The following is a 22,797-nucleotide window of genomic DNA, read 5'->3' as shown; positions in this document are numbered from 1 at the left end:
CATGGAATGCATAAAGGATCAGGCAACAGCCATTGTAACCTGAAGAAGAAGGAGTGAGACATTTTTGCTCAATTTTCATTCATTTAAACTTGACGATCTAATTAACGAAGATGTAAGTGAAATTAAAGCTGTTGATAAGAAATCCATTGCAATTATAGGAATGTCTGGTCAATTTCCCATGGCTCCTCATTTAGAAGCTTTTTGGAGTAACCTTTGCAATGGGGAAGATTGCATCACATCCTTTCCTGAAACGAGGAAGGGCGATACTGAAGTGTATTTACGTACGGTTAAGTCTTCTGCGGAAGCTACTTATTACGAGGGTGCCTTCTTAGAAGAAATCGACAAATTTGATGCTTCCTTTTTTCGACTTTCTCCTAAAGAAGCTTCTTTCATGAGTCCAAACCAACGTTTGTTTTTGGAAACAGCATGGCATGCTCTTGAAGATGCGGGTTACGGTGGTGAAACATGCAAAGGGAGCAAGACAGGAGTATACGTGGGGTTTAGTGGAGATGCCTTGCATGACTACAAAGGGTTGATAAATGAAGTTGGACATGAATCGATCCCGCTGTTTATACCAGGTAATTTGTCGCCGATTATTGCTAGTCGAATTGCTTATTTATTAGATTTGAGAGGCCCATCCTTAACAATTGATACTACTTGCTCCTCATCGGCGGTGGCTATTCATACCGCTTGCCAAGCTCTTCGAAACGGGGAGTGCAATATGGCAATTGCGGGCAGTGTAGGTCTTCATTTTATGCCGTTAGACAATGAATTAAAACTAGGGATTGAATCATCGACACGACGTACAAGAGCTTTCGATAGGAATTCAGATGGAACAGGCGCGGGAGAAGGTGTGGCCGCCCTTATTTTAAAACCTTTACACCAAGCAATTCATGATCGTGACCATATCTATGCAGTGATTAAAGGAAGTGCGCTTAATCATGATGGTATGTCCAATGGTCTGACAGCACCTAATGTGCTGGCTCAAAAAGAAGTAATTCTTGCTGCTTGGCAGGATGCAGGCATTGAACCTGAAACCATCTCTTATCTAGAAGCGCATGGTACGGGTACGGCGTTAGGTGATCCTATCGAAGTAGAGGCCATCCAAAAAGCATTTCGTACATTCACGGATCGAAGCCAATTTTGTGCAATCGGTTCTGTTAAATCAAACATTGGTCATCTAGGATCAGCAGCTGGCATAGCAGGGATTATCAAGTCGGTTCTAGCATTAAAACACAAGAAAATCCCACCAACTCTTCATTTTGAAATGCCGAATCGTCAGATTGCATTTGAGGATTCGCCGGTATATGTTAATACGGTTTTGCGTACATGGGAAGCAAATAAAGAACCTTTGAGATGTGGCGTTAGCTCATTTGGATTAAGTGGTACCAATTGCCATATCATCCTGGAGGAAGCTCCCGTACAGGAGGATGAGGTAGCAGATTGTTTGCCTCAGCGAGTTGAGGTTTTAGCGATTTCTGCCAAAAGCTTGACCACTCTTCAAGTGCTGGTACAAGAATATATCAGTTTTTTGTCAGATAAATCAGATGAGATTCTATCAGATATTTGTTATACGGCTAATAGAGGCCGCTCACATTATTCTCATCGTCTTGCCCTGACATTTTCTACTAAGCAGGAGTTAATGGAACAATTAGAACAAGCAGCTATCGTATTATCAACAATTAACCCAAATGAGTCAAGATCACATGTTGGTCATAACTTATACTATGGAATACATAAGATCGTGCGCGAACAACAGAGTGATCTTTCGAGAGGAAAGGTTAGCGAACGAGAAATTCAAGGATTGACGCAAGAAGCAAAAGAAGTAGCCCAGAAATACCTAGATACAGACCGGACAAATTCTGAAGCTTTAGTTAGCTTATGTCAGGCTTATGTGTCAGGAGCGCTTATTGAATGGGACCTTATCTATAGTAAAGAAAATCGAAAACGGATGAGCGTACCTGTATATCCTTTTGATCGCAAGCGACATTGGATTGAATCCCGAACAGCGTGTAGAGACGAAAGAGAGGGAAATATTTTGAAGAATGCACAGTCTAACATCTCTGAAGTAAACAACGATCATTTCAAGAATCAGAGAATGGAAATGATTTTACAGAACGTAAAACACATGGTGTGCACGCAAGCAGGAATAGATGAACAGGAATTTGATGTGCATGCTAATTTTTATGATCTAGGATTTGATTCTATTCTATTTATTCAACTGAATAACCAAATCAAAGATACATATGGTGTTCAAATATCCTTTAATATGTTTTTTGAAGAATTAAATAACACATACAATCTAGTAAATTATCTAGCGCAAATCTTACCTAGCAGTTTCTTTGTAACTGACATGAAGTGTGAGGCTATAACTACGATACCATCTCAAGAAAATGTACAGGCAACAAGCATCGAGTCCTCTTTGCCCCACGTTTCTGACTATAAACCAGTTCTTGCGGGTAATGGACAGACCGATTTAGGTGGGCTCGAACAATTAATGAGTCAGCAATTAGAAATAATGGCAAAACAACTGGATGTATTTCGTTTCCTACAGCCGAAAGCTCAGGAGGAGAGCTTAGTCCAAGCTCCTATAGCAATAGATGAGCATCGTTTACAAACTAGAGGAGAAGCTACGAATGTAAAAGAGACTCCCGTTGGTTTTAGAAGTCTAGCAAAAGAAAATAATAAAAAAGAAGTGTTCGTTCCCTATCAAAAGGTTTCTTTCGAGTCAACGCATAACGTAACAATGCAAGAACGTAGCCATCTACATGATTTTATAACTAGGTGTTCTGACAAAACTCGCTCCTCCAAGTTGTTAGCGCAAAACTATCGTAATGTACTTGCTAATAATCGAAATGTGGCGGGATATCGTTCCACATGGAAAGAAATGATATACCCAATCGTTAGTGATCGAGCCATGGGCTCAAAGTTATGGGATATCGATGGAAATGAATATATAGACATATGCATGGGGTTTGGGGTTAACCTACTTGGACATAATCCTACCTTTATAACAGAGGCTATTAACGAAGAGTTGAAGCGAGGTTTCCCAGTTGGGCCTATGTCACGACTAAGTGGAGAAGTGGCTCAATTAATTTCTGATATCGCAGGAGTAGATCGGGTTGCGTTCTATAATTCAGGTACGGAAGCAGTTATGGTTGCTGTCCGGATAGCGCGAGCTTTTACAGGACGTTCGAAAATTGCTATCTTTGCAGGTTCTTACCATGGTAGTTTTGACGGTATTTTAGCTCGCTCTGATACAGCTAAAGAAGATGGAAGCTCCAAACCGATGGCTCCAGGTGTTCCAACAAGCATGAGTGAAGATATTCTGGTGCTTGAATATGGAAGTGAGAAGGCCTTGCAAATCATCCGGGAAAATGCCGATGATCTAGCAGCGGTGTTGGTTGAACCAGTCCAAAGTCGTGATCCAGAATTACAGCCAAAAGAGTTTTTACACTCCCTGCGTGCTCTGACAGCTGAGCTTGGTACAGCCCTTATTTTTGATGAAGTGATTACCGGTTTCCGTATCCATCCAGGAGGTGCCCAAGCATGGTTTGGTGTTCAGGCTGATATGGTAACCTATGGAAAAATTGTTGGAGGCGGGATGCCAATAGGTGTTGTTGCCGGAAAAACGGCCTATCTAGATTGTATTGACGGGGGATACTGGCAATATGGAGATCAATCGTATCCACCAGTTGCAGAGAAGCGTACATTCGTCGCAGGCACATTTTGCCATCATCCCTTAACCATGGTAGCCGCCAAAGTGACTCTAGAGCACCTAAAACAACAAGGGAGTACCCTACAAGAAGAGGTAAACCAACGAACAGCTCGTATGTGCCAGACTTTAAACTCTTATTTCAGAGAGCAGAATGTCTCCATTCGAATGGTTCACTTTGGCTCGTTGTTCCGTTTTGTAGTAAAAGGTACGCAAGAAATATTATTTTACCATCTGCTGTTACGTGGTATTTACACCTGGGAAGGAAGAAACTGCTTCTTGTCCACTGCTCATAGTGATCAAGATGTTGAAAAGATTATTGATGCAGTTAAAGACAGCATAGAGGAGATGAAGAGAGCAGGTTTTTTTTCTAACACTCCCTTAGAAGAGAACATAGATAAGGGAGTTAAAGACGAGTTACAGGTACCGCTATCAGAAGAACAAAAGCAATTATGGTTTTTTTGTCAATTGGGAGAGGAAGAGTCGCGTTCGTATAATGAATGCTTCGTGCTTCAACTATCAGGTCAATTAAAATTGGATGGAATTCGTTATGCAATACAGCAACTTGTTGATAGGCATGAATCTCTACGAACAACAATAAGTGCAGATGGCGAATATCAGTGTATACATCCCAAAATGGTGATTGACGTCCCATTGATTGATTTTCAGGATCAAAAGGGCATGGATGCAAAAAAACAAGCGCAAGCTTGGATGGATAACGAGGGTAAACAAGTCTTTCATCTGGAAAAAGGTCCGTTATTCAAAGCCTATATCCTGCAGATAGAAAAAGACGTTTATCAGCTAGTTTTCATTATTCATCATGTTATTGCGGACGGTTGGTCAATAGGTATTCTTGTTAAAGAATTGGAGTCCCTTTATACCGCTGCCTATCATCATCAGAAGATAGATCTCCCTGAGCCTATGCAGTATCGAGATTTTATAGTATGGCAAGACAAGCAGCAGAATCAGCTTTCAGAAGCATTACCTTTTTGGGAACAACAGAGTACAAAATCGTTTGAAGTACTAGATTTTCCGAGCTCAAAAATGAAGCCTGCAAAACGTAGCTACATAGGAAATCGAACAACTCTGATTCTAAAAGCCGATGTAGCGAACAAACTAAGAGAGTTTAGTAAGAAACAGAGAAATAGCTTATTTATGACTCTTTTAGCCTCTTTTCAGGTATTTTTGCATAAGATAACAGGTCAACGTTCTATGTTTATTGGCATCCCTAGTGGGGGACAAGCGCTTGCAGGCTCCTCGCATTTAGTAGGGCAATGTGTAAATATGCTACCTATTCATGGCCAAATTGACCCAGATCTGACCTTTGCCGAGGTTAGTAGCTTAGTGAAAAAGAATGCCTTTGAAGCTTACCAATATCAGCATTGCTCAATGGCTTTAATTGGCAAAATGCTAGCAGCTCAATCAAATAGTCCTAAGCTACCTGGAATTACTGCAACCTTCAACATGGATCGGCCGACAGGCAATTTACAATTTCCTGAATGTGCAGTAGAGTTTGTACCTTTTCCAAAGGTTTCAACCAAGCAAGATATCGGGCTTAATGTTATTGAAGTAGGCTCTGAATTACATCTTGAGTTTGAATACAATGCTGATCTCTCAGAAAATGGAATAATAGATGGGTGGATCAACGGTTTTTCTAGATTAGTAGAAGACTTGGTGAATGATTCTGACCGCTCACTTTCAGGTATTTCACTCTTAACACATCTGGTAGCATCACAGGACTTGAAAGAGAAGAAATCTCTAGAAAGTAAGGGGCAACTGTTTATTCATGAGCAAGTAGAAAAATGGGCGTTAGAATATCCTAACAAGAATGCTGTTTTATGTGGTAATAACGAAATTACTTATCAATTGCTTCATGAACAGTCTAATCAATTGGCTCGCTGGATTCAGCAACTGGATGTAGAACCCAATCAGCAAATTATCATTTGCTTACCTACTTCTGTCGAAGCGATTGTATGCATTCTTGCTGTAATAAAAGCCGGCTATACGTACACCTATATAAATAAAGAAGCGACCGATATAGTACAACATGCAGTAGTCATGACACGCGAAGCAACACCACTTGTCAAGGAAAACGCTAAGCAGATTATTGATCTACAGGAAATACAGGAAGATGTAAAACAGTTAGCTTCTTCAAACTTACAATTACAGAATAGCGCAGATAAAATTGTGCAAATCGTTCAAGGTGTTGGTGGTTTTACTCATCAACAGCTCATGTGTTATGCAGAAGCAATCAAAGAAAAATGTAAGCTTACAAGCACTGATTGTGTGTATATTGCTTCGTCTAATGAAGTAGATTTTTGGGAAAAGTTGTGGATACCGGCACTGGTAAATGGAGCGACTCTGCGAATAGCTCATCAAGAAGATGCTTTATTCGACTATAGCAATGACATTGGAAAAATCATTTTAGTTCATAAAGGAAGCAAGTTAGACGAGGATACAAAGCGAATGCTTACTTCCCTACAAGAAGTTGATCTTCTCAAGCTTGTTGTCCTTGATACGGAAGTATTGCTTTGTCATCACCTACCTAAATGGAGGGAATTTTTGCCGAATGGTTCGAGGCTGTTGCGCTCTTTTAGCATGAAGCAAGTTCCGATGCTAATTACAGTACACGAAGTATCTGATTTGGAAATGGCGTCACTCCAAAAGGTTCCTTTAGGATATCCAATAGGCTTTTTTCAACCAGATATAGTAGATGATCAGAGACAGCCAGTAACCTTGGGTGTAGCAGGGAATTTGTGCCTTACATGGGGACATGGTGATAAACAAAATGTGTATGCTACCAAGGAATTAACTCGATTACTACCAGAAGGTGAATTTGAGTATATAGGAAATATAGATAAACAGGTGAAACGCAATAACCGTCGGATTCATACACACGAAATTGAAGCGGTGCTTGAGCTATTTCCTGGTGTGGACAGGGCAATCGTGAGGATAGCTGATGATCAGGGTAAAAAGAAAGAGCTTCTGTCTGCGTATCTCTTTACTGGTCAGCCAGATCAATTGGATATTCAGCAACTTCGCTCGTTCTTATTATCCCATCTTCCAGAATACATGCGACCTACTCATTTTGTAAAACAAATGGTAATGCCTCTTCGAAGTGATGGAAGTATAGAACTTACTGAATTACCTGATCCATTCTCCTGCCAAGGATATGAGAATTGTTCTACTCCACCTGCCAACGATACGGAGGAGAAAATTTGGTCTATCTGGAGTGATGTTTTAGGAACAGAACAATTTGGTACGGAAGATAACTTTTTTGATCTTGGTGGTCAATCTCTACAAGCATCTACCATTGCCATGAGAATGCAGAAGAAATTTGATTGTTTTATCCCTTTGCACCATATGTTTCTCTATCCAACCATCAGGGAGCTAGCGGCTAATGCTGTAAAGGAAACTGGTGTGAGTGTACCTATTTTTACGAAATTAGCAATACAAGACTATTATCCGGTTTCTTCTGTCCAAAAACGATTATATGTTCTATCAGAGCAGCAAGCCCATAGTGGAACCAGCTATAACCTCCCTGTCGGGGTTTGTATCGAAGGAATACTGGACTATGCAAAACTCCGTGAACAGATTAAGCATGTTATTTCGCGTCATGAATCATTGCGCACATCTTTTCACCTTAGAGAGGGTGAGATTGTTCAACGAATTCACGATGAAGTAGACATTCCATTGGTGTTTATAGAAGGAACAGAGGAACAGCTAAGTAGTATCACAGAGGAATTTGTTCAACCCTTTGTGCTTTCTGAGGCACCTCTAATACGCCTGCAACTAGTAAAAATAACAGAGGAAAAACACGTTTTGCTACTGGACATGCACCATATTATTTCAGATGGACTAAGCATGAATATCTTGATAAAAGAACTGCTTTATTTATATCAGGGTGAACAGTTGCCAGAACTAAGTGTCACCTATAAAGATTTTGCAACCTGGCAGAATTCATTTCTATCCACAGAAAATGTGCAGAAGCAAGAAGAGTATTGGCGCAATGTATTAGCCGAACCGTTGCCAGAATTAAACCTGCCTGTTGATGTAGCAGTGAATACGGGTCAAAATGGACGGGGCCACGTGCAAAGTTTCAAGATTGATTCGGAAACAACAGAAGCTCTTAAAAAAATCAGTGATCAGTGTAAGGCAACCTTATATCATACACTATTTGCCGTTTATGAGATTTTTCTTGCTAAATGCTGCTATACCGAGGATATAGCGGTACTCACTGTGACCTCTGGTCGTACTCATCCGCTAGTCGAAAATATGGTGGGTATGTTTGTCAATACACTACCTGTCCGCTTACAAGTGACAAGTAATAAAACATGGCTACATTTAATTGAAGAGATGAAACAGCAGATTGTGGAAATGATTGAAAACCAGGACTACCCACTTGAATATATGGTAGAGCGACTTCAATTCCCTATCGAAAAGGTTCGCGCAGGTTTTACGTATCAAAGCGCAGATCATGAATTACCAAATACCTTATCGGCAGGAGATTTAACGCTGACCCCTTTTGAGGTTAAAAATTCAGCTACTCGTAGTGATGTAAGCTTGCTAATCCAAGAAACGAATGATGGCTTATCCTGCCTTATGGAATGTAATGCTGCTATTTTTAACGAAACAAAGCTGGATGTATTGATCGATTGGTTCAAAAAGCTACTTATAGAACTGCTTGAGCATCCGATGAGCAAAATTAGTAAGATACAAATGAGCAATGGCACGGAAAACTCACTATTTAACCATTTGGCATTATCAAAAGCTGATTATGAATGTGTTTATCCATTAACAACTACTCAACGAGACATGTATTACGATATCTTGCTTAACCAAAACAATGGGCTATCGTATCTCTTCGTCTCCTCCATAGATCTCCCAGCAAAGATCAACAAAGAGCTATGGAAGCAAGCAACTGAGCATGTTTTTAATCAGACACCGCAGCTTCATGTTCATCTAATCAAGGATGGGGCTGCAATTTATCAAGCTGTTAAGAAAAATAGTCCGTTTTCCTACGATGAATACGAAACTGATGGAGCCGAAACAAGTGCTTTTATAACCAAGCTGATAGAGCAGGAGCTAAACGTTTCATGGAACTTATTTGAGCCAAAGCTTGCCACATTCGTATTTGCTACTGATCAGGCTGGGAATCATACGTTTTGCATCTTAGCTCATAATCTCATCATTGATGGTGTAGCAGTAAAAATTATTATTGAGCATATCGCAGCGAGCTATGAAGCTTTGGAGAACGGTACAGAATATAAACCAAAGGAAACAGAGAGCTTCTCTGCTTATGTTTCGAATAACTTACAATCGTTTGATACCAGTATCATCAAAAACTATTGGAAGGAAAAGCTCTCTAATGTGGAGCAGCTTGCCACGAGTGGTATAGAGAAGCAATCAGCAGTCGTAAATCAAAGAACTCAGATACCTGTTGAACTGTTTGCACAGATAAAGAGATATTGTGAAAAGGAGAAGGTGCGGCTTTCTCATTTCTTATGGGGAGTATATGGTTTGTTGGTTAAAACTTATAGCAACCAGCAATCCGATTTTCTGATACGTAATATTATCAATGGACGACCACGTGAGTATTCACGCACAGTCGGAAACTTTTATCAAGTGACACCTCTATTGTTTCCACGTCATATTTTTACCCCTGATATGGAGATGAAAGACTATTTCGCTCACTTGATGAAAATGAAATCAGAAGATGTTTCATATCGAGATATTTCCATGATGGAGCAAAAAAATATCCTGGGAGAAGAAGAGATATCTTTTTACTTCAATTATCTTAACTTTACGATGATTCCCATTTGTCAAGAGATGGTTCATATTGATTATTATCATCTTCATTATTCTGAGCGACAGGTGAATATATGGGTCAAAGCGTTTTCAGATTCAGTTGAGCTTTCCATTTACTATGATCAACAGGTATTTCCGGGTGAATCATTCTTAGATTGCTTCATTCATATAGCTAAGCAGATTACAGGTGGAAAAAATACCTTGTCGGAATTAGATTATCTGGGAAATCAGGCGGAGATAATCAATCAATTCAATGCAACAGAGCGCAATTTTAACACAAAACGTTCCATTCACCATTATGTGGAAGAGTATGCGTTGAAACAACCTGAGAAGGTAGCGCTACGTTATCAAGATTGTCGGATTACCTATCAAGAATTAAATGAATGGGCGAATCGACTTGGCCATTTCCTAAGTAAAACAGGACTGACAACAGAAGGATTAGTCGGTATTTACATGGAGCGATCACCACGTATGGTAGAAAGTATCCTTGCTGTTTGGAAGGTAGGCGCTGCTTATACACCAATTGATCCAGAATACCCACTAGATCGTGTATTCGGGATACTTCAAGAATCGAAAGCGCAGGTGCTACTAACTACTAGTGATCTGGTGAGCGACACAGTAAGAGCAGGTTTTATAGGAAGAATAATCTGTCTCGACCAAATAGTAGATGACCTTATGAAGGAAAGTGGAGATAACGTAAACATACCACTTGATATGAACCAGCTGTCTTACGTCATTTACACGTCTGGCTCTACTGGAAAGCCAAAAGGTGCGATGGTGGAGCATATCGGGATGATGAACCATATTTTTGCGAAAGTTGATGGAGTAGAAATAACGGCAGAAAGTATTGTTGCGCAAAATTCTTCCCATTGTTTTGATATTTCGGTCTGGCAGTTTTTTGTTGCTCTTGTATCAGGTGGAACTACTGTTATCTATCCAAATGAGTTGATTCTCAATACGAAGCACTTTATTGAAAAAGTTAAGCAGGACAGTGTTACCGTATTAGAGGTGGTTCCTTCCTATTTGTCAGTAATGCTTGATCTACTAGAAAAAGAGGTTCAAATCTTCCATTCACTTGAGTACCTGCTTGTCACAGGAGAGACTCTAAAACAAAACGTAGTGGAGAAATGGTTCAAACTTTATCCTTTAATTCCAATTATCAATGCTTACGGTCCAACTGAAGCATCTGACGACATCACTCATTACTATATGGATTCAGTACCAGTAATGTCGACTATCCCAATTGGACAGCCATTGCAAAATTTTAATATTTACATTGTGAATGAAAATCTTCAGCAGTGTCCCATTGGTGTCAAAGGTGAAATTCTTGTTTCTGGAATTGGGGTAGGTCGTGGATACCTATATGATACTGAACGGACTCAAGCGTTATTTATGGATGATCCGTTTACTGATGAAAAAGGACGCCGTATGTATAAAACAGGGGATTTAGGGCGATGGCTCCCGGGCGGAATCATCGAATTCTATGGACGTAAGGATCATCAGGTAAAAATTCGTGGCTTCCGTATAGAGTTAGGTGAGATTGAGAGCAAGCTGGTTCAAATTCCATCAATCAATGAAGCCATTGTAACCGACCTTGAAGATGAGTTAGGGAACAAGTATCTTTGCGGGTATATAGTCTGCAAGAGCAAGGTAGATAACGCAGAAGTGAAGGCAACCTTATCGAAAGTATTACCTGGATATATGATTCCTTCCTATCTGATCCAATTAGATCAGATGCCGGTGAATACAAATGGAAAGGTAGATCGTAAAGCGTTACCTGTACCTGTAATAGATGCAACAAGAGAGGTAATGGAAGCAGAAAATATAACAGAAGAAAAATTGATACAAATCTGGGAAAGTGTGCTTGGAATAAAGGGTATCAGTGTGACCGATCATTTCTTTGAAAACGGTGGGCACTCATTAAAAGCAATCATGCTTTTATCACGTATTCACAAAATTTTTGATGTCGAAATGAGTCTGCGGCAAATCTTTGAAATGCCGACGATTAAGGAACAGGCGATGTATCTTCGCAATGCGGAAAAGAGCATGCATTTTTCCATTCAGCCTGCACCAAAAAAGGATTGTTATCCCCTTTCCGATGGACAGAAACGCCTCTTCCTACAACATCAACTAAATATGGAAAGCACCAGCTATAATATGCCAGGCGTAATGTTGATGGAGGGTGAACTGGACAAGGGACGACTTGAAAATGTTTTGCAAGAAATTGTAAATCGTCATGAAAGCCTTCGTACCTTGTTTGACCTAGTAGATGGGGAGCCGATGCAGATCATTCAAGAAGAATCTCAGCTAACCCTCAATTACATGAATGTAGAGGAGCGAGATATAAATGAACAAATCAAGCTTTTTGTCCGTCCGTTTGATTTGAGTAAGTCTCCACTACTTCGGGTGACAATAGCGGAACTGTCCGATAAGCGACACTTATTATTAGTCGATTTGCATCACATCATTTCTGATGGTGTGTCTATGGGCGTCTTAATTCGCGATATGATGGATTTATATCAAGGTAAAGAGCTTGCTCCACTTCCCATTCAGTACAAGGATTTTACCAATTGGCAGGCACAAGAGGGCAAAAAAATCATGGATACACAAGGAGAATACTGGAAAAAAATATTTGCTAATGAAGTTCCCGTTCTCTCGCTGCCAACGGATGGGGATCGCCCTAAAATGAGGAGATTAGAGGGTGAACGTATACGTTTCGTGCTTGATTCAGATATAAGCCAAGGAGTATATGAGATAAGTAAAAAGAGCAATACAACCATTTTCATGGTGTTAATGGCGACTTATCAGATCTTACTGGCCAAATATGCCAATCAAGAGGATGTTGTAACAGGTACTGCTGTTGCAGGGCGTTCACATTCTGATCTTGAAAACGTTATGGGGATGTTTATTAATATCCTACCAATACGTACACAGCCTCAAAGCGGTAAAACATTCGTAGAATATCTTGGCGAAGTGAAGCAACTAGTTTTGCAGGCATTTGAGCACCAGCATTATCCGATGGAACAATTGCCAGAATTATTGAAGCTTTCACGTGATCTTAGCCGCAATCCTCTATTCGATACGATGTTTAATATGCAAAACATGGAAATGCCTGAATTGGAATTGGATGGCATTCGGGTTTCACCTTATCCATATGTTACTAACGTCGCAAAGCTCGACCTAACGTTAGAAGCAAAAGAGCAATACAACCAACTTTATTTCGAACTGGAATATGCGACAAGCTTATTTACACGGGAAACCGCTGAACGAATGATCCGGGATTATCAGCATATTCTGCGTTCGATCGTATTAGATGATCAAGTAAGATTACGAGACATTGCCTTGGAAAAATCTTTTACTAAAGTGAAAAAATCGATTCAAACAGAAATCGACTTTAATTTCTAATGGCGTATCGAAAAACAAAACCTGATCACCCTTGGGCTAAGAAATTGGTCCTTTGGGTGATCGGGAATTTATGAAGAAAACCTCGAGGAAAGGCTTGATCAGAGGTAATCATGCAAATGGAGAGGGGGAAAAATTAGCGATGGATAACATTACACAAAATCTGCTTCTCTCAAGTGGAGAATTAGAAGAAGAGCGGCACTATTGGTTAAAAAAGCTAGCTGGAGCAGAGCAGATGACCATCTATCCACCTGATTTTTCAAGAGGTGAGCAGACAGATACCGACATGACGAGTATACCTTTTACTTTTCCTGATGAAGTGAGTAAATGGATTGTACAATTGGTCAACGGGTCAGAGTATGGCATATATATGGTTCTTTTAAGCGGAATCAACTGTTTACTCTATAAATATACTGGTTACGAGGATTTGATCATTGGAATGCCTGTGTTCAAGAATGATGCCACAGCAGACCTGAGTCAGCTACTTGCCATACGAACGCAGATGACACCAAGTGATACCTTTCGTACCATTTTGCATCAAGTGAAGCAATCTGTAATGGAAGCTGATCGCCACCAAAATATTCCAATTATGAAAATTTTAAAAGAAGTGGGACTGTTAAACGAAGATCAGCGACTCCCTGCTTTTCCAGTGGTAGTAAGCCTTCACAATATTCATAAGGAAATAAATAATAATGATGTAGACCTTCATTTTCACTTTCACTATTCAGGAGAGCATCTTACTGGGGAAATCGTATTTTCTCAAGCAGTTTTTTACAAAGAGACTGTGAATCAAATGTTCAAGCATCTCTTCCATATGTTTATGACAATAATGGAGGACTCTACTAAACCATTAGTAGAGCTACAAGTAATGAGTGAAGAGGAGTCTAATCAAATAATCCATGGCCTTAATCGGACAGAGAGGCCCTTTGCACGAGAAAAAACGATTTCAGACTGGTGGGACATACAAGTTAAACAGACACCTGATCAGATCGCTGTGGTGTATAAAGACCAGTCACTTACCTATAAAGAGGTAGATGAAAGAGCTAATCAGATTGCCCAGCATTTGCGTCGCCATGTCTCCATTCAGGCAAATGACTGTGTCGGAGTAATGGTTGAGCGGACAGAAGAAGTAGTGATTAGTTTACTAGCAGTTCTCAAATCGGGAGCAGCTTATGTACCGATTGATCCCACTTATCCAACTGAGCGTATAGCATATATGATCAATGACAGCAAGATGAAGGCAGTAGTGACTCAATCCGCTTATTTGAATCATTTTGATCAAGATATTTCTGATGACTGCAAAAATATTTCTTTTGTGGTTCTTGATCGGGTTCAAGAACTGATGGCACAGGAGCCAGCTTCTGTACTGGAGTCGATCCATACTGCTGACAATCTAGCTTATGTTATCTATACGTCAGGCTCAACAGGCAATCCTAAAGGTGTTATGGTAACGCATAGCAATGTAGGTAATTTTTTTATCGGGATGGATGAAAGCCTACAGCCAATAGAGGGAGATACGTTTCTATCGGTAACGACCATATCATTTGATATTTCTGTTTTGGAGCTATTATGGACAATAACAAGAGGAATTCGTCTTGTCTTGGTAGATACGCAGGAGGACACATTTGGTAGCTATGATAACTACCTTGACCTACCAAATGTTGAGATGATCACAATGATGCAATGTACCCCATCTCGACTTAAACTGCTTATGGACTCTCCTTACTCGCAACGTTTTTTACAGTCTCTTCGGGTTTTGTTAGTAGGAGGAGAAGCATTTCCTGCCCAATATGTGGACGAGCTACATATGAAAACCAATGCAAGAATATTCAACATGTATGGTCCTACAGAGACTACAGTTTGGTCTGCGGTCTATGAAATACCTAGACAAGATACTAAGCAAAACAACAACATAACAATAGGAAAACCAATCGCAAACACTCAAATCTATATTCTTGATCAACATCAAAAGCTGGTGCCTATCGGGGTACAAGGGGAGATTTGTATAGCTGGTGAGGGAGTAGCGAAGGGATATTTGAATCGCTCCGAACTGACAGAGGAAAAGTTTGTATTGAATCCCTATGGTAAGACTCGGGATGAAAAAATGTTTAAAACGGGGGATATTGGCAAATGGCTCGCGGATGGAACCCTACAATTTCTCGGACGTGCCGATCATTTGGTAAAAATACGTGGATACCGAATTGAATTAGGTGAGATAGAATATACATTGAATCAGCATCCTGAAATTTCCAATTCTATCGTATTAGCTCAACCAGACCATCAAGGAGATATGCAGCTCTCAGCCTTTCTAGTCATGGATCAAGAAGGAAAGAGAGAACCATCAACGCAGGAAATACGTGAATATCTTATGCAGCATTTACCTGTGTATATGATGCCGCATTTTTTTAGTAAGATATCAATTTTTCCGCTTAAACCAAACGGAAAAATTGATCGTCAAGCGCTCTCTATGCTGACTCGTAGTGATGAATCATCTACTACGTTTGAAGCGGCTCGTGATGAAGAGGAAGAGGTACTTACCACTGTTTGGAGGCAGGTACTTGGGGAGGATAAGATTAGTATTCATGATCGCTTCATTGACTTAGGAGGTGATTCAATAAAAGCCATGAGGGTTGTTTCTGAACTTTATAGGCTTGGATACAAACTTCAGGTGAAAAACCTGTTTGAATATCCAACGATCATTGAATTGCGGCAACATGTACAGCCAGTAAATCAGTGGGTCAATCAGGATATTGTTCAAGGAACCGTTCCATTGACACCTATTCAACACTGGTTTTTTGCCCAATTGATGGAAGAAAAACACCATTATAATCAATCGGTAATGTTAGATAGCCACTCTCCAATTGATTATGAAAGCTTGATTAAGGTTTTGGACAAACTGACTGCTCATCATGATGCCCTTCGGATAACTTATCGACAGGAAGAAAATGGTGTTGTGCAGACCATTCGGGATACAAGTCATCCTGTCTATGAATGTCAGATTTTTGATTTAACAGGTAAATCAAAAACAGTAAAGGATGTGAGGAGTGACATTCAAAGCATATGTCGAGAGCTGCAATCAAGTCTTGATTTGTGGAATGGCAAGCTATTTAAAGTTGGTTTGTTTCACACTGATTACGGTGATCATTTATTTCTTACCTTCCATCATTTGATTGTCGACACCCTTTCTTTACGAATTTTATCAGAAGATTTAGAGCTGGGTTATCAATTGGCAGTGAACAATCAATCTGTTTCGTTTCCCGATAAAACGGACTCTTATTTAACCTGGTCACAACAGCTAGGCGAATATGTTAACTCGTCTGAGTTGCAAAAAGAGCTTTCTTACTGGATAAAAATAAGGGAAGAGTCTCTTGGAGCAGGTAGTGCTTTTGGAAAAATAAGCGAAAACGAACGGTTGGCAGTAAGCCTTTCAGCTTCAGATACTCAGCTATTGCTAAAAGAGGTTCATCGGGCTTACAATACCCAAATTTATGACATCCTTTTAACGGGACTTGGAATGTCTCTTCGCTCATGGATGAAATCGGACAAGATACTCATTGATGTCGAGGGTCACGGACGTCACGAGTTGAGTGAGCAATTGGATATAACCCGTACGGTGGGATGGTTTACCACAATGTATCCAATTCTTTTGGACATGAGTCATCATGCTGATCTTTCGACGCAAATTAAAGAAATGAAAGAGCACTTAAAGAGGATACCTAATCAAGGAATAGGATATGGACTACTCAAATATCTTGGAACTGATATGAATAAACAAGCATTGTCAGGTGAATCGCAATCAACTCTCTTATTTAACTATCTCGGACAAGTGGATACGGATAGAGAAGATACTATTTTTCAGTTTTCCTCCATTCCACCAGATTGTACCATCAGTAGTGTTAATGAACGTACCCATAATCTAATCTTCACGGGGATGGTACAAAATGGAGAGCTGACATTTTGGGTGGACTATAACAGAAATGAATTTTCGCGAGATACTATGCAAAGTGTATTGGAAGGGTTTTTCAGACATCTGCAAGAACTGATCCGTCACTGTACAAGTAAAAAGAGCCAAGAGTTTACGCCAAGCGATTTTGGAGACAAAAATCTATCGATGTCAGATTTGGATGATATTCTAAGTCTGTTAGAAGAGTGATCTCTTATACATGAGCAGAGGTGAAATATGGAGACAAACAACGCACAAATTCAGAAAATATATTCTCTCACTTCGACACAAGAAGGAATGCTATTTCATTCCATAATCGACCATACATCTGGAACATACTATCAGCAAGCAGTCTTTACAGTAGATGGCTTGCTTCAGACAGATCTTTTAGAGAAAAGTTTTAATCTCCTCATTGAGCGGTACGAGATTTTTCGGACAATGTTTGTATATGAGAAAATTCAAACACCCAAACAAATTGTATTGAAGGAGCGGCCACTTCAGATTCAGGTCTTCGATATATCACATCTTGATAATGAAAAGAAGGAATCCTATGTCGACGAGTTTATAAAATCGGATCGATCAAACGGGTTTGATCTAACTCATGATACTTTATTTAGAGTAACAGTCATTCAAACAGGAATTGATAGCTATTACATTATTTGGGGATACCATCATATCCTTATGGATGGATGGTCATCTAGTATTGTATTAGATGAGCTCTTCCACATTTACGATTGTCTTCGGAATGAAAAAATATGTGAATTTGGAACTGTGCAACCCTTTAGCCAGTTCGTCCAATGGCTAGAGAAACAAAATCATGAGGAAGCCAAAACATATTGGAAACAATATCTTGATCAATATGAGCAACCAAGGAGTCTACCAGCCTTTGGTGAAGGTGGTACATCAGGAAAATTTAAACATGGGGAAGTTATCTTCGAATTAGATGAGAAGATGACCGAAAAACTGATACAGATTTCTAAACAACGCCAAGTTACTATCAATACGATATTTGAAGCATGCTTCGGTGTATTTTTGCAGAAGTACAGCAATCATACAGATGTGGTATTCGGATCGGTTGTTTCGGGGCGTCCTCCTACGTTACTAGGCAGTGAAGATATGGTTGGTTTATTTATTAATACCGTTCCGAAACGAGTGAAATGTGAAGATAATCAAGTTTTCTCATCCTTATTACAAGAAATACAGCAAGCTTCACTTGAGTCCAAAGATTATGAGTACTATCCTCTCTATGAAATTCAGGCGCTATCTCAGTTGAAGCAAGAGCTGATCTCACACCTTTTGATTTTTGATAATTATCCACTCTCAAAAGGGTTAGAACGTTTGCAAGATAAACAAAATATGGGCTTTTCTGTAACAAGCATTCAATTTACTGAACATCCAAATTATGATTTGACTTTGCATATTCAAATCGATCAAGTGGTAAAGATAAAGATTATTTATAATAAACTGGTTTACATAAAAGAACAAGCTGAACAATTCAGAACACATTTTATGCATATTCTTCATACGGTAACGTCTGAATCAGATAGTCTGATTGCTAATATAGAATTATTGGATCAAGCAGAAAAAAATCAAATCATTCATAAATTCACCAATAATGAACAAGTCTTATGTGGTGAAAAAACAATTCAAGGCTGGCTCCAGGATCAAGTAACGAAAATTCCAGATGAAACAGCAATTGTTTATCGTGATCGAACATTGACCTATCGTCAACTAGACGAGCTTTCGAATCAGCTTGCCCATTCTTTGCGGGTACAGTATCAAATTCAGCCCAGCGATCTGATTGGAATCATGCTAGACCGTAGTGAACAGCTTATCGTAACCTTGCTGGCTATTTTAAAATCCGGGGCAGCCTATGTACCTATCGATCCAACGTATCCAGTTGAGCGTATTCGCTATATTATTCACGATAGCCAAATGAGAGTACTCATGACGGAATCACGTTTTCAAAACCGAATAGGTGATACATCTGAATCGGTTATCCTACTCCTTGATCAAGTACATGATCAGCTGGTAAATCAATCAATTGATGTACCCCATGTGATAAACAAAGGATCAGATTTGGCCTATGTTATCTATACATCTGGCTCGACAGGTAATCCCAAAGGTGTAATGGTCACGCATGCAAATGTAAGCAACTTTTTTACAGCGATGGATCAAAAGCTGCAACCTAATGCAACTGATGCTTTTTTATCAGTAACAACGATTTCCTTTGATATTTCTGTGCTAGAACTATTCTGGACACTAACACGTGGAATCCAAGTTGTCATAAGCCCTGATGATACATATGAAAACTACGACAGTTTTTTGACAAATAAGGAACAGCCGCAGATGGATTTCAGTGTATTCTTTTTCTCAAGCTACGACCACCAAAAGGTAGATGAGAAATATTCATTGCTTTTGGAGACAACCAAGTTCGCAGATGAGCATGGATTCAATGCTGTATGGACTCCAGAACGTCATTTTCACGAGTTCGGTGGGCTATACCCTAATCCATCCGTCATCAGCTCAGCGCTTGCTATGATTACTCAAAACTTACAGCTCCGCTCTGGTAGCATCGTATCCCCTTTACATGATTCCCTGCGTATCGCTGAAGAGTGGTCAGTCGTGGATAATCTTTCAAAGGGACGTGTTGGCCTATCGTTTGCACCGGGCTGGCATGTGGACGACTTTGTTTTACGCCCAGAAAACTACGAAGAGCGTTATGCTCATATGTTTAGACAAATGGAAGAAGTCCGTCAATTATGGCGCGGTGAGAAACTAACTCGTATAAATGGAAAAGGATATCCTATAGAAGTTCAATCATTTCCAAAACCAATTCAATCTGAGGTTCCAGTTTGGGTGACGACAACAGGGACCGCTGAATCCTTTATTCAAGCTGGAAAAATGGGAGCCAACATTTTAACTCATTTCCTTGGACAGGACATTCATCAATTAGAAAATAATATTCGCCTTTATCATGAGACTCTACTCGATAATGGGCACGATCCAAAGCTGTTCAAAATTTCTATCATGCTGCATACCTTTATTGATGATGATATTGAGTATGTACATGACAAAGTAAAAAAACCGTTTTGTGATTATCTAAGATCTAGTGTCAGCTTGATACGTAATTTGGCTAAAAATCTTAACATCGGCACAGATATGCTAGACATGAACAACGTATCAGAGGAGGATATTGAGCAAATTTTAGAAGTTGCTTTCCAACGCTATTGGAATACGGCAACCTTACTTGGTACACCGGAGACTTGCAATAATTTAGTTGAGCAGCTCTATCATATCGGTGTGACTGAGATCGCTTGTTTACTTGATTTTGGTATTGATCATGCCTCTGTTGTTCAAAGTTTGCATCACTTAGCTGCTTTCAAGGATAGGTACGCTAAAAAAAGCGAGAAGGAAGCTTTAGCTGGCGACACAGTTTCACGAATTCGACCGATAACCATGATTCAAACTACGCCATCAAGGCTCAAGATGATTGCCGCTGATCCTAGCTCTCAGAAATTTTTACAATCTCTAGAGACCTTATTAGTGGGCGGTGAGGCTTTCCCTTCGTCACTGATGCAACAGCTACAAAGGCAAACAAAGGCAAACATTTACAATATGTATGGTCCGACAGAAACAACAATTTGGTCGGCGATCCATAAAATAGCTGACACAGAGCAAATTGCCTACATTGGAAAACCGATAGCTAACACCCAGATTTTCATTCTTGATGAGCACCATCATCTTCTACCGATAGGGGTTATCGGTGAAATTTATATCGGTGGAAAAGGAGTAGTGAAGGGTTATTGGAATAAAGAGAATTTGACTCGAGAGAAATTTATTCCGAATCCATTTTCTTCTGATCCACGTTCTCGTTTGTACCAAACAGGTGACTTAGGACGATATCGAGCAGATGGAACACTCGAATTTATTGATCGGAAAGACTACCAGGTCAAAATACGTGGCTATCGCATGGAGTTGGGTGAGATTGAAACAGCAATCCTTAAACATGAAGATATTGTAGAAACAGCGGTTACTACTCAAACGGATGAAAATGATGATAAACAACTCGTTGCCTATATTGTCTGGAAAACGGGAACAAATCAAATAAACAAAAATGTGACCCAACTTCGCAGTTTCCTTGCGGAGAGGTTACCTAGCTACATGATCCCTGCTTATTTTGTATCCTTGGAACAATTACCCTTAACACCAAACGGTAAAATAGATCGGAGTGCTTTACCGATAGACTGGACATTGATAGACACGGGCGTTGAATATGTGGAGGCTTCCAATGATAAAGAGGATGTATTAGTTACTGTTTGGCAAAAAGTCCTTGGTGTTAATAATGTAAGCGTCCATGACAATTTTTTCTCTCTAGGTGGAGATTCGATACGAGCGATACAAGTGTCTTCCTTAATTCAAAAATATCAATACAAAATCCAAATTAACGATTTATTCAAATACCCAACTATCAGAGAACTGTCTATGTATGTGAAACAAATTAAAACGAAACGGACAACTAACCAATTGGTTGAGGGGAACGTACGTTTAACGCCTATTCAACATTGGTTCTTTCAGCAAAATGTAACAGATGCCCATCATTACAATCATGCAGTCATGATTCATCATGAACAAGGCTGGGACGAGCTATTGCTACAAAAGGTATTTACACGACTCGTCGAACACCATGATGCCCTGCGTATGACTTTTCATGTAGAAGGGGAGCAAGTAATACAGAATATCCGTGGACTTACTGATCGGCTCTTTGATTATACATTGATAGATTTCAGGGGTAAGCATGTGACACCAGCTACGCTCGAAGCCGAAGCATCTAATATTCAGGCTGGATTTGATCTTAGCACAGGTCCATTGATGGCAATTGGACACTTTAAAACGGATCACGGTGACCATTTGTTGATAGCTATTCATCACCTAGTAGTTGACGGAATATCTTGGCGAATTCTGCTTGAAGATCTTGCAAGTGGCTATATGCAGGTACTAAATGGAGAGGCGATTTATTTTCAGGATAAGACGGATTCTTTTAAAGAATGGTCAACAGAACTACATGTTTATGCCAATAGTCAAACCTTACGAAAGGAATCTTCTTATTGGGAACAGCTGGCTAACGTACCGATGATATCCTTACCTCAGGATCATATTGTAATCGATGATTGTATGGAGGATAGTAAGACATTAACTATGCATCTTAATCCGGAAGAGACTAACCATTTGTTAAAAGAAGTTCACCATGCCTACAATACGGAAATAAATGACATATTATTGACGGCTCTTGCTCTTTCGATGAGAGAGTGGACTGGTGAAAGTCGCACCTTCATACATTTAGAGGGCCATGGTCGGGAGCCAATCAGTGAAAATATAGACATTTCACGGACGGTTGGCTGGTTCACTTCTCTTTATCCTGTGTTGCTTGAAACAAAAGAAGAAGATATCGCCTATCATATTAAATACACAAAAGAATATCTACGAAAGGTTCCGAATAAGGGAATTGGCTATGGTATCTTACGTTACTTAACATCTGCTGACAAAGGGGAAGCGAGCCATCTTATTATAAAACCCCAAATTATGTTCAATTACCTGGGGCAATTTGATCAAGATATCTCAACTGATGCCTTTAAAATCTCACCTTATAGTACGGGGCCAACCCTAAGTCACAAAGTGGAGAGACAGTACAATTTTGAAATTGTGGGTATCATCCAAGATAGTTCTTTACGGCTTCACTTTGAATATAACCAAAACATGTACGATTCCAGCACAGTACAAAATATTATTGCTTTATACAAAAAACATTTGCTTGAAATTATCAACCATTGTCTCAATAAGGAAGGAAAAGAAATCACTCCAAGTGATGTGGGAAATGATACGCTCTCAATTGAAGAGTTGGCTGATTATCTAGAGCATTTATAGGAAT

Annotated in this window: 3 protein-coding genes; all 3 read left to right on the top strand. The window is 39.7% G+C overall.

Annotated elements, in window-relative coordinates; translation table 11 throughout:
- Window positions 1–64: 64 nt before the first annotated feature.
- The gene (locus ACQV1I_RS14215) at window positions 65–12,928 is read left to right on the top strand and encodes a non-ribosomal peptide synthetase (protein WP_116333979.1); all 12,864 of its coding nucleotides are present in this window, start codon (window positions 65–67) and stop codon (window positions 12,926–12,928) included.
- 70 nt (window positions 12,929–12,998) lie between these two features.
- Entirely contained in the window at window positions 12,999–17,078 is a 4,080-nt protein-coding gene (locus ACQV1I_RS14210) for an amino acid adenylation domain-containing protein (RefSeq protein WP_236645773.1), read from the top strand.
- A gap of 27 nt (window positions 17,079–17,105) precedes the next feature.
- A complete protein-coding gene (locus ACQV1I_RS14205; protein WP_116333978.1) occupies window positions 17,106–22,793 on the top strand; it encodes a MupA/Atu3671 family FMN-dependent luciferase-like monooxygenase in 5,688 nt (1,895 codons plus the stop codon).
- The last annotated feature ends 4 nt before the right edge of the window (window positions 22,794–22,797 follow it).

This window comes from Brevibacillus sp. JB24b (assembly GCF_051713385.1).
Classification (GTDB): domain Bacteria; phylum Bacillota; class Bacilli; order Brevibacillales; family Brevibacillaceae; genus Brevibacillus_B; species Brevibacillus_B laterosporus.
Note: the sequence above shows the minus strand (reverse complement) of the source record. Positions and strands in the feature narration are given on the sequence as shown.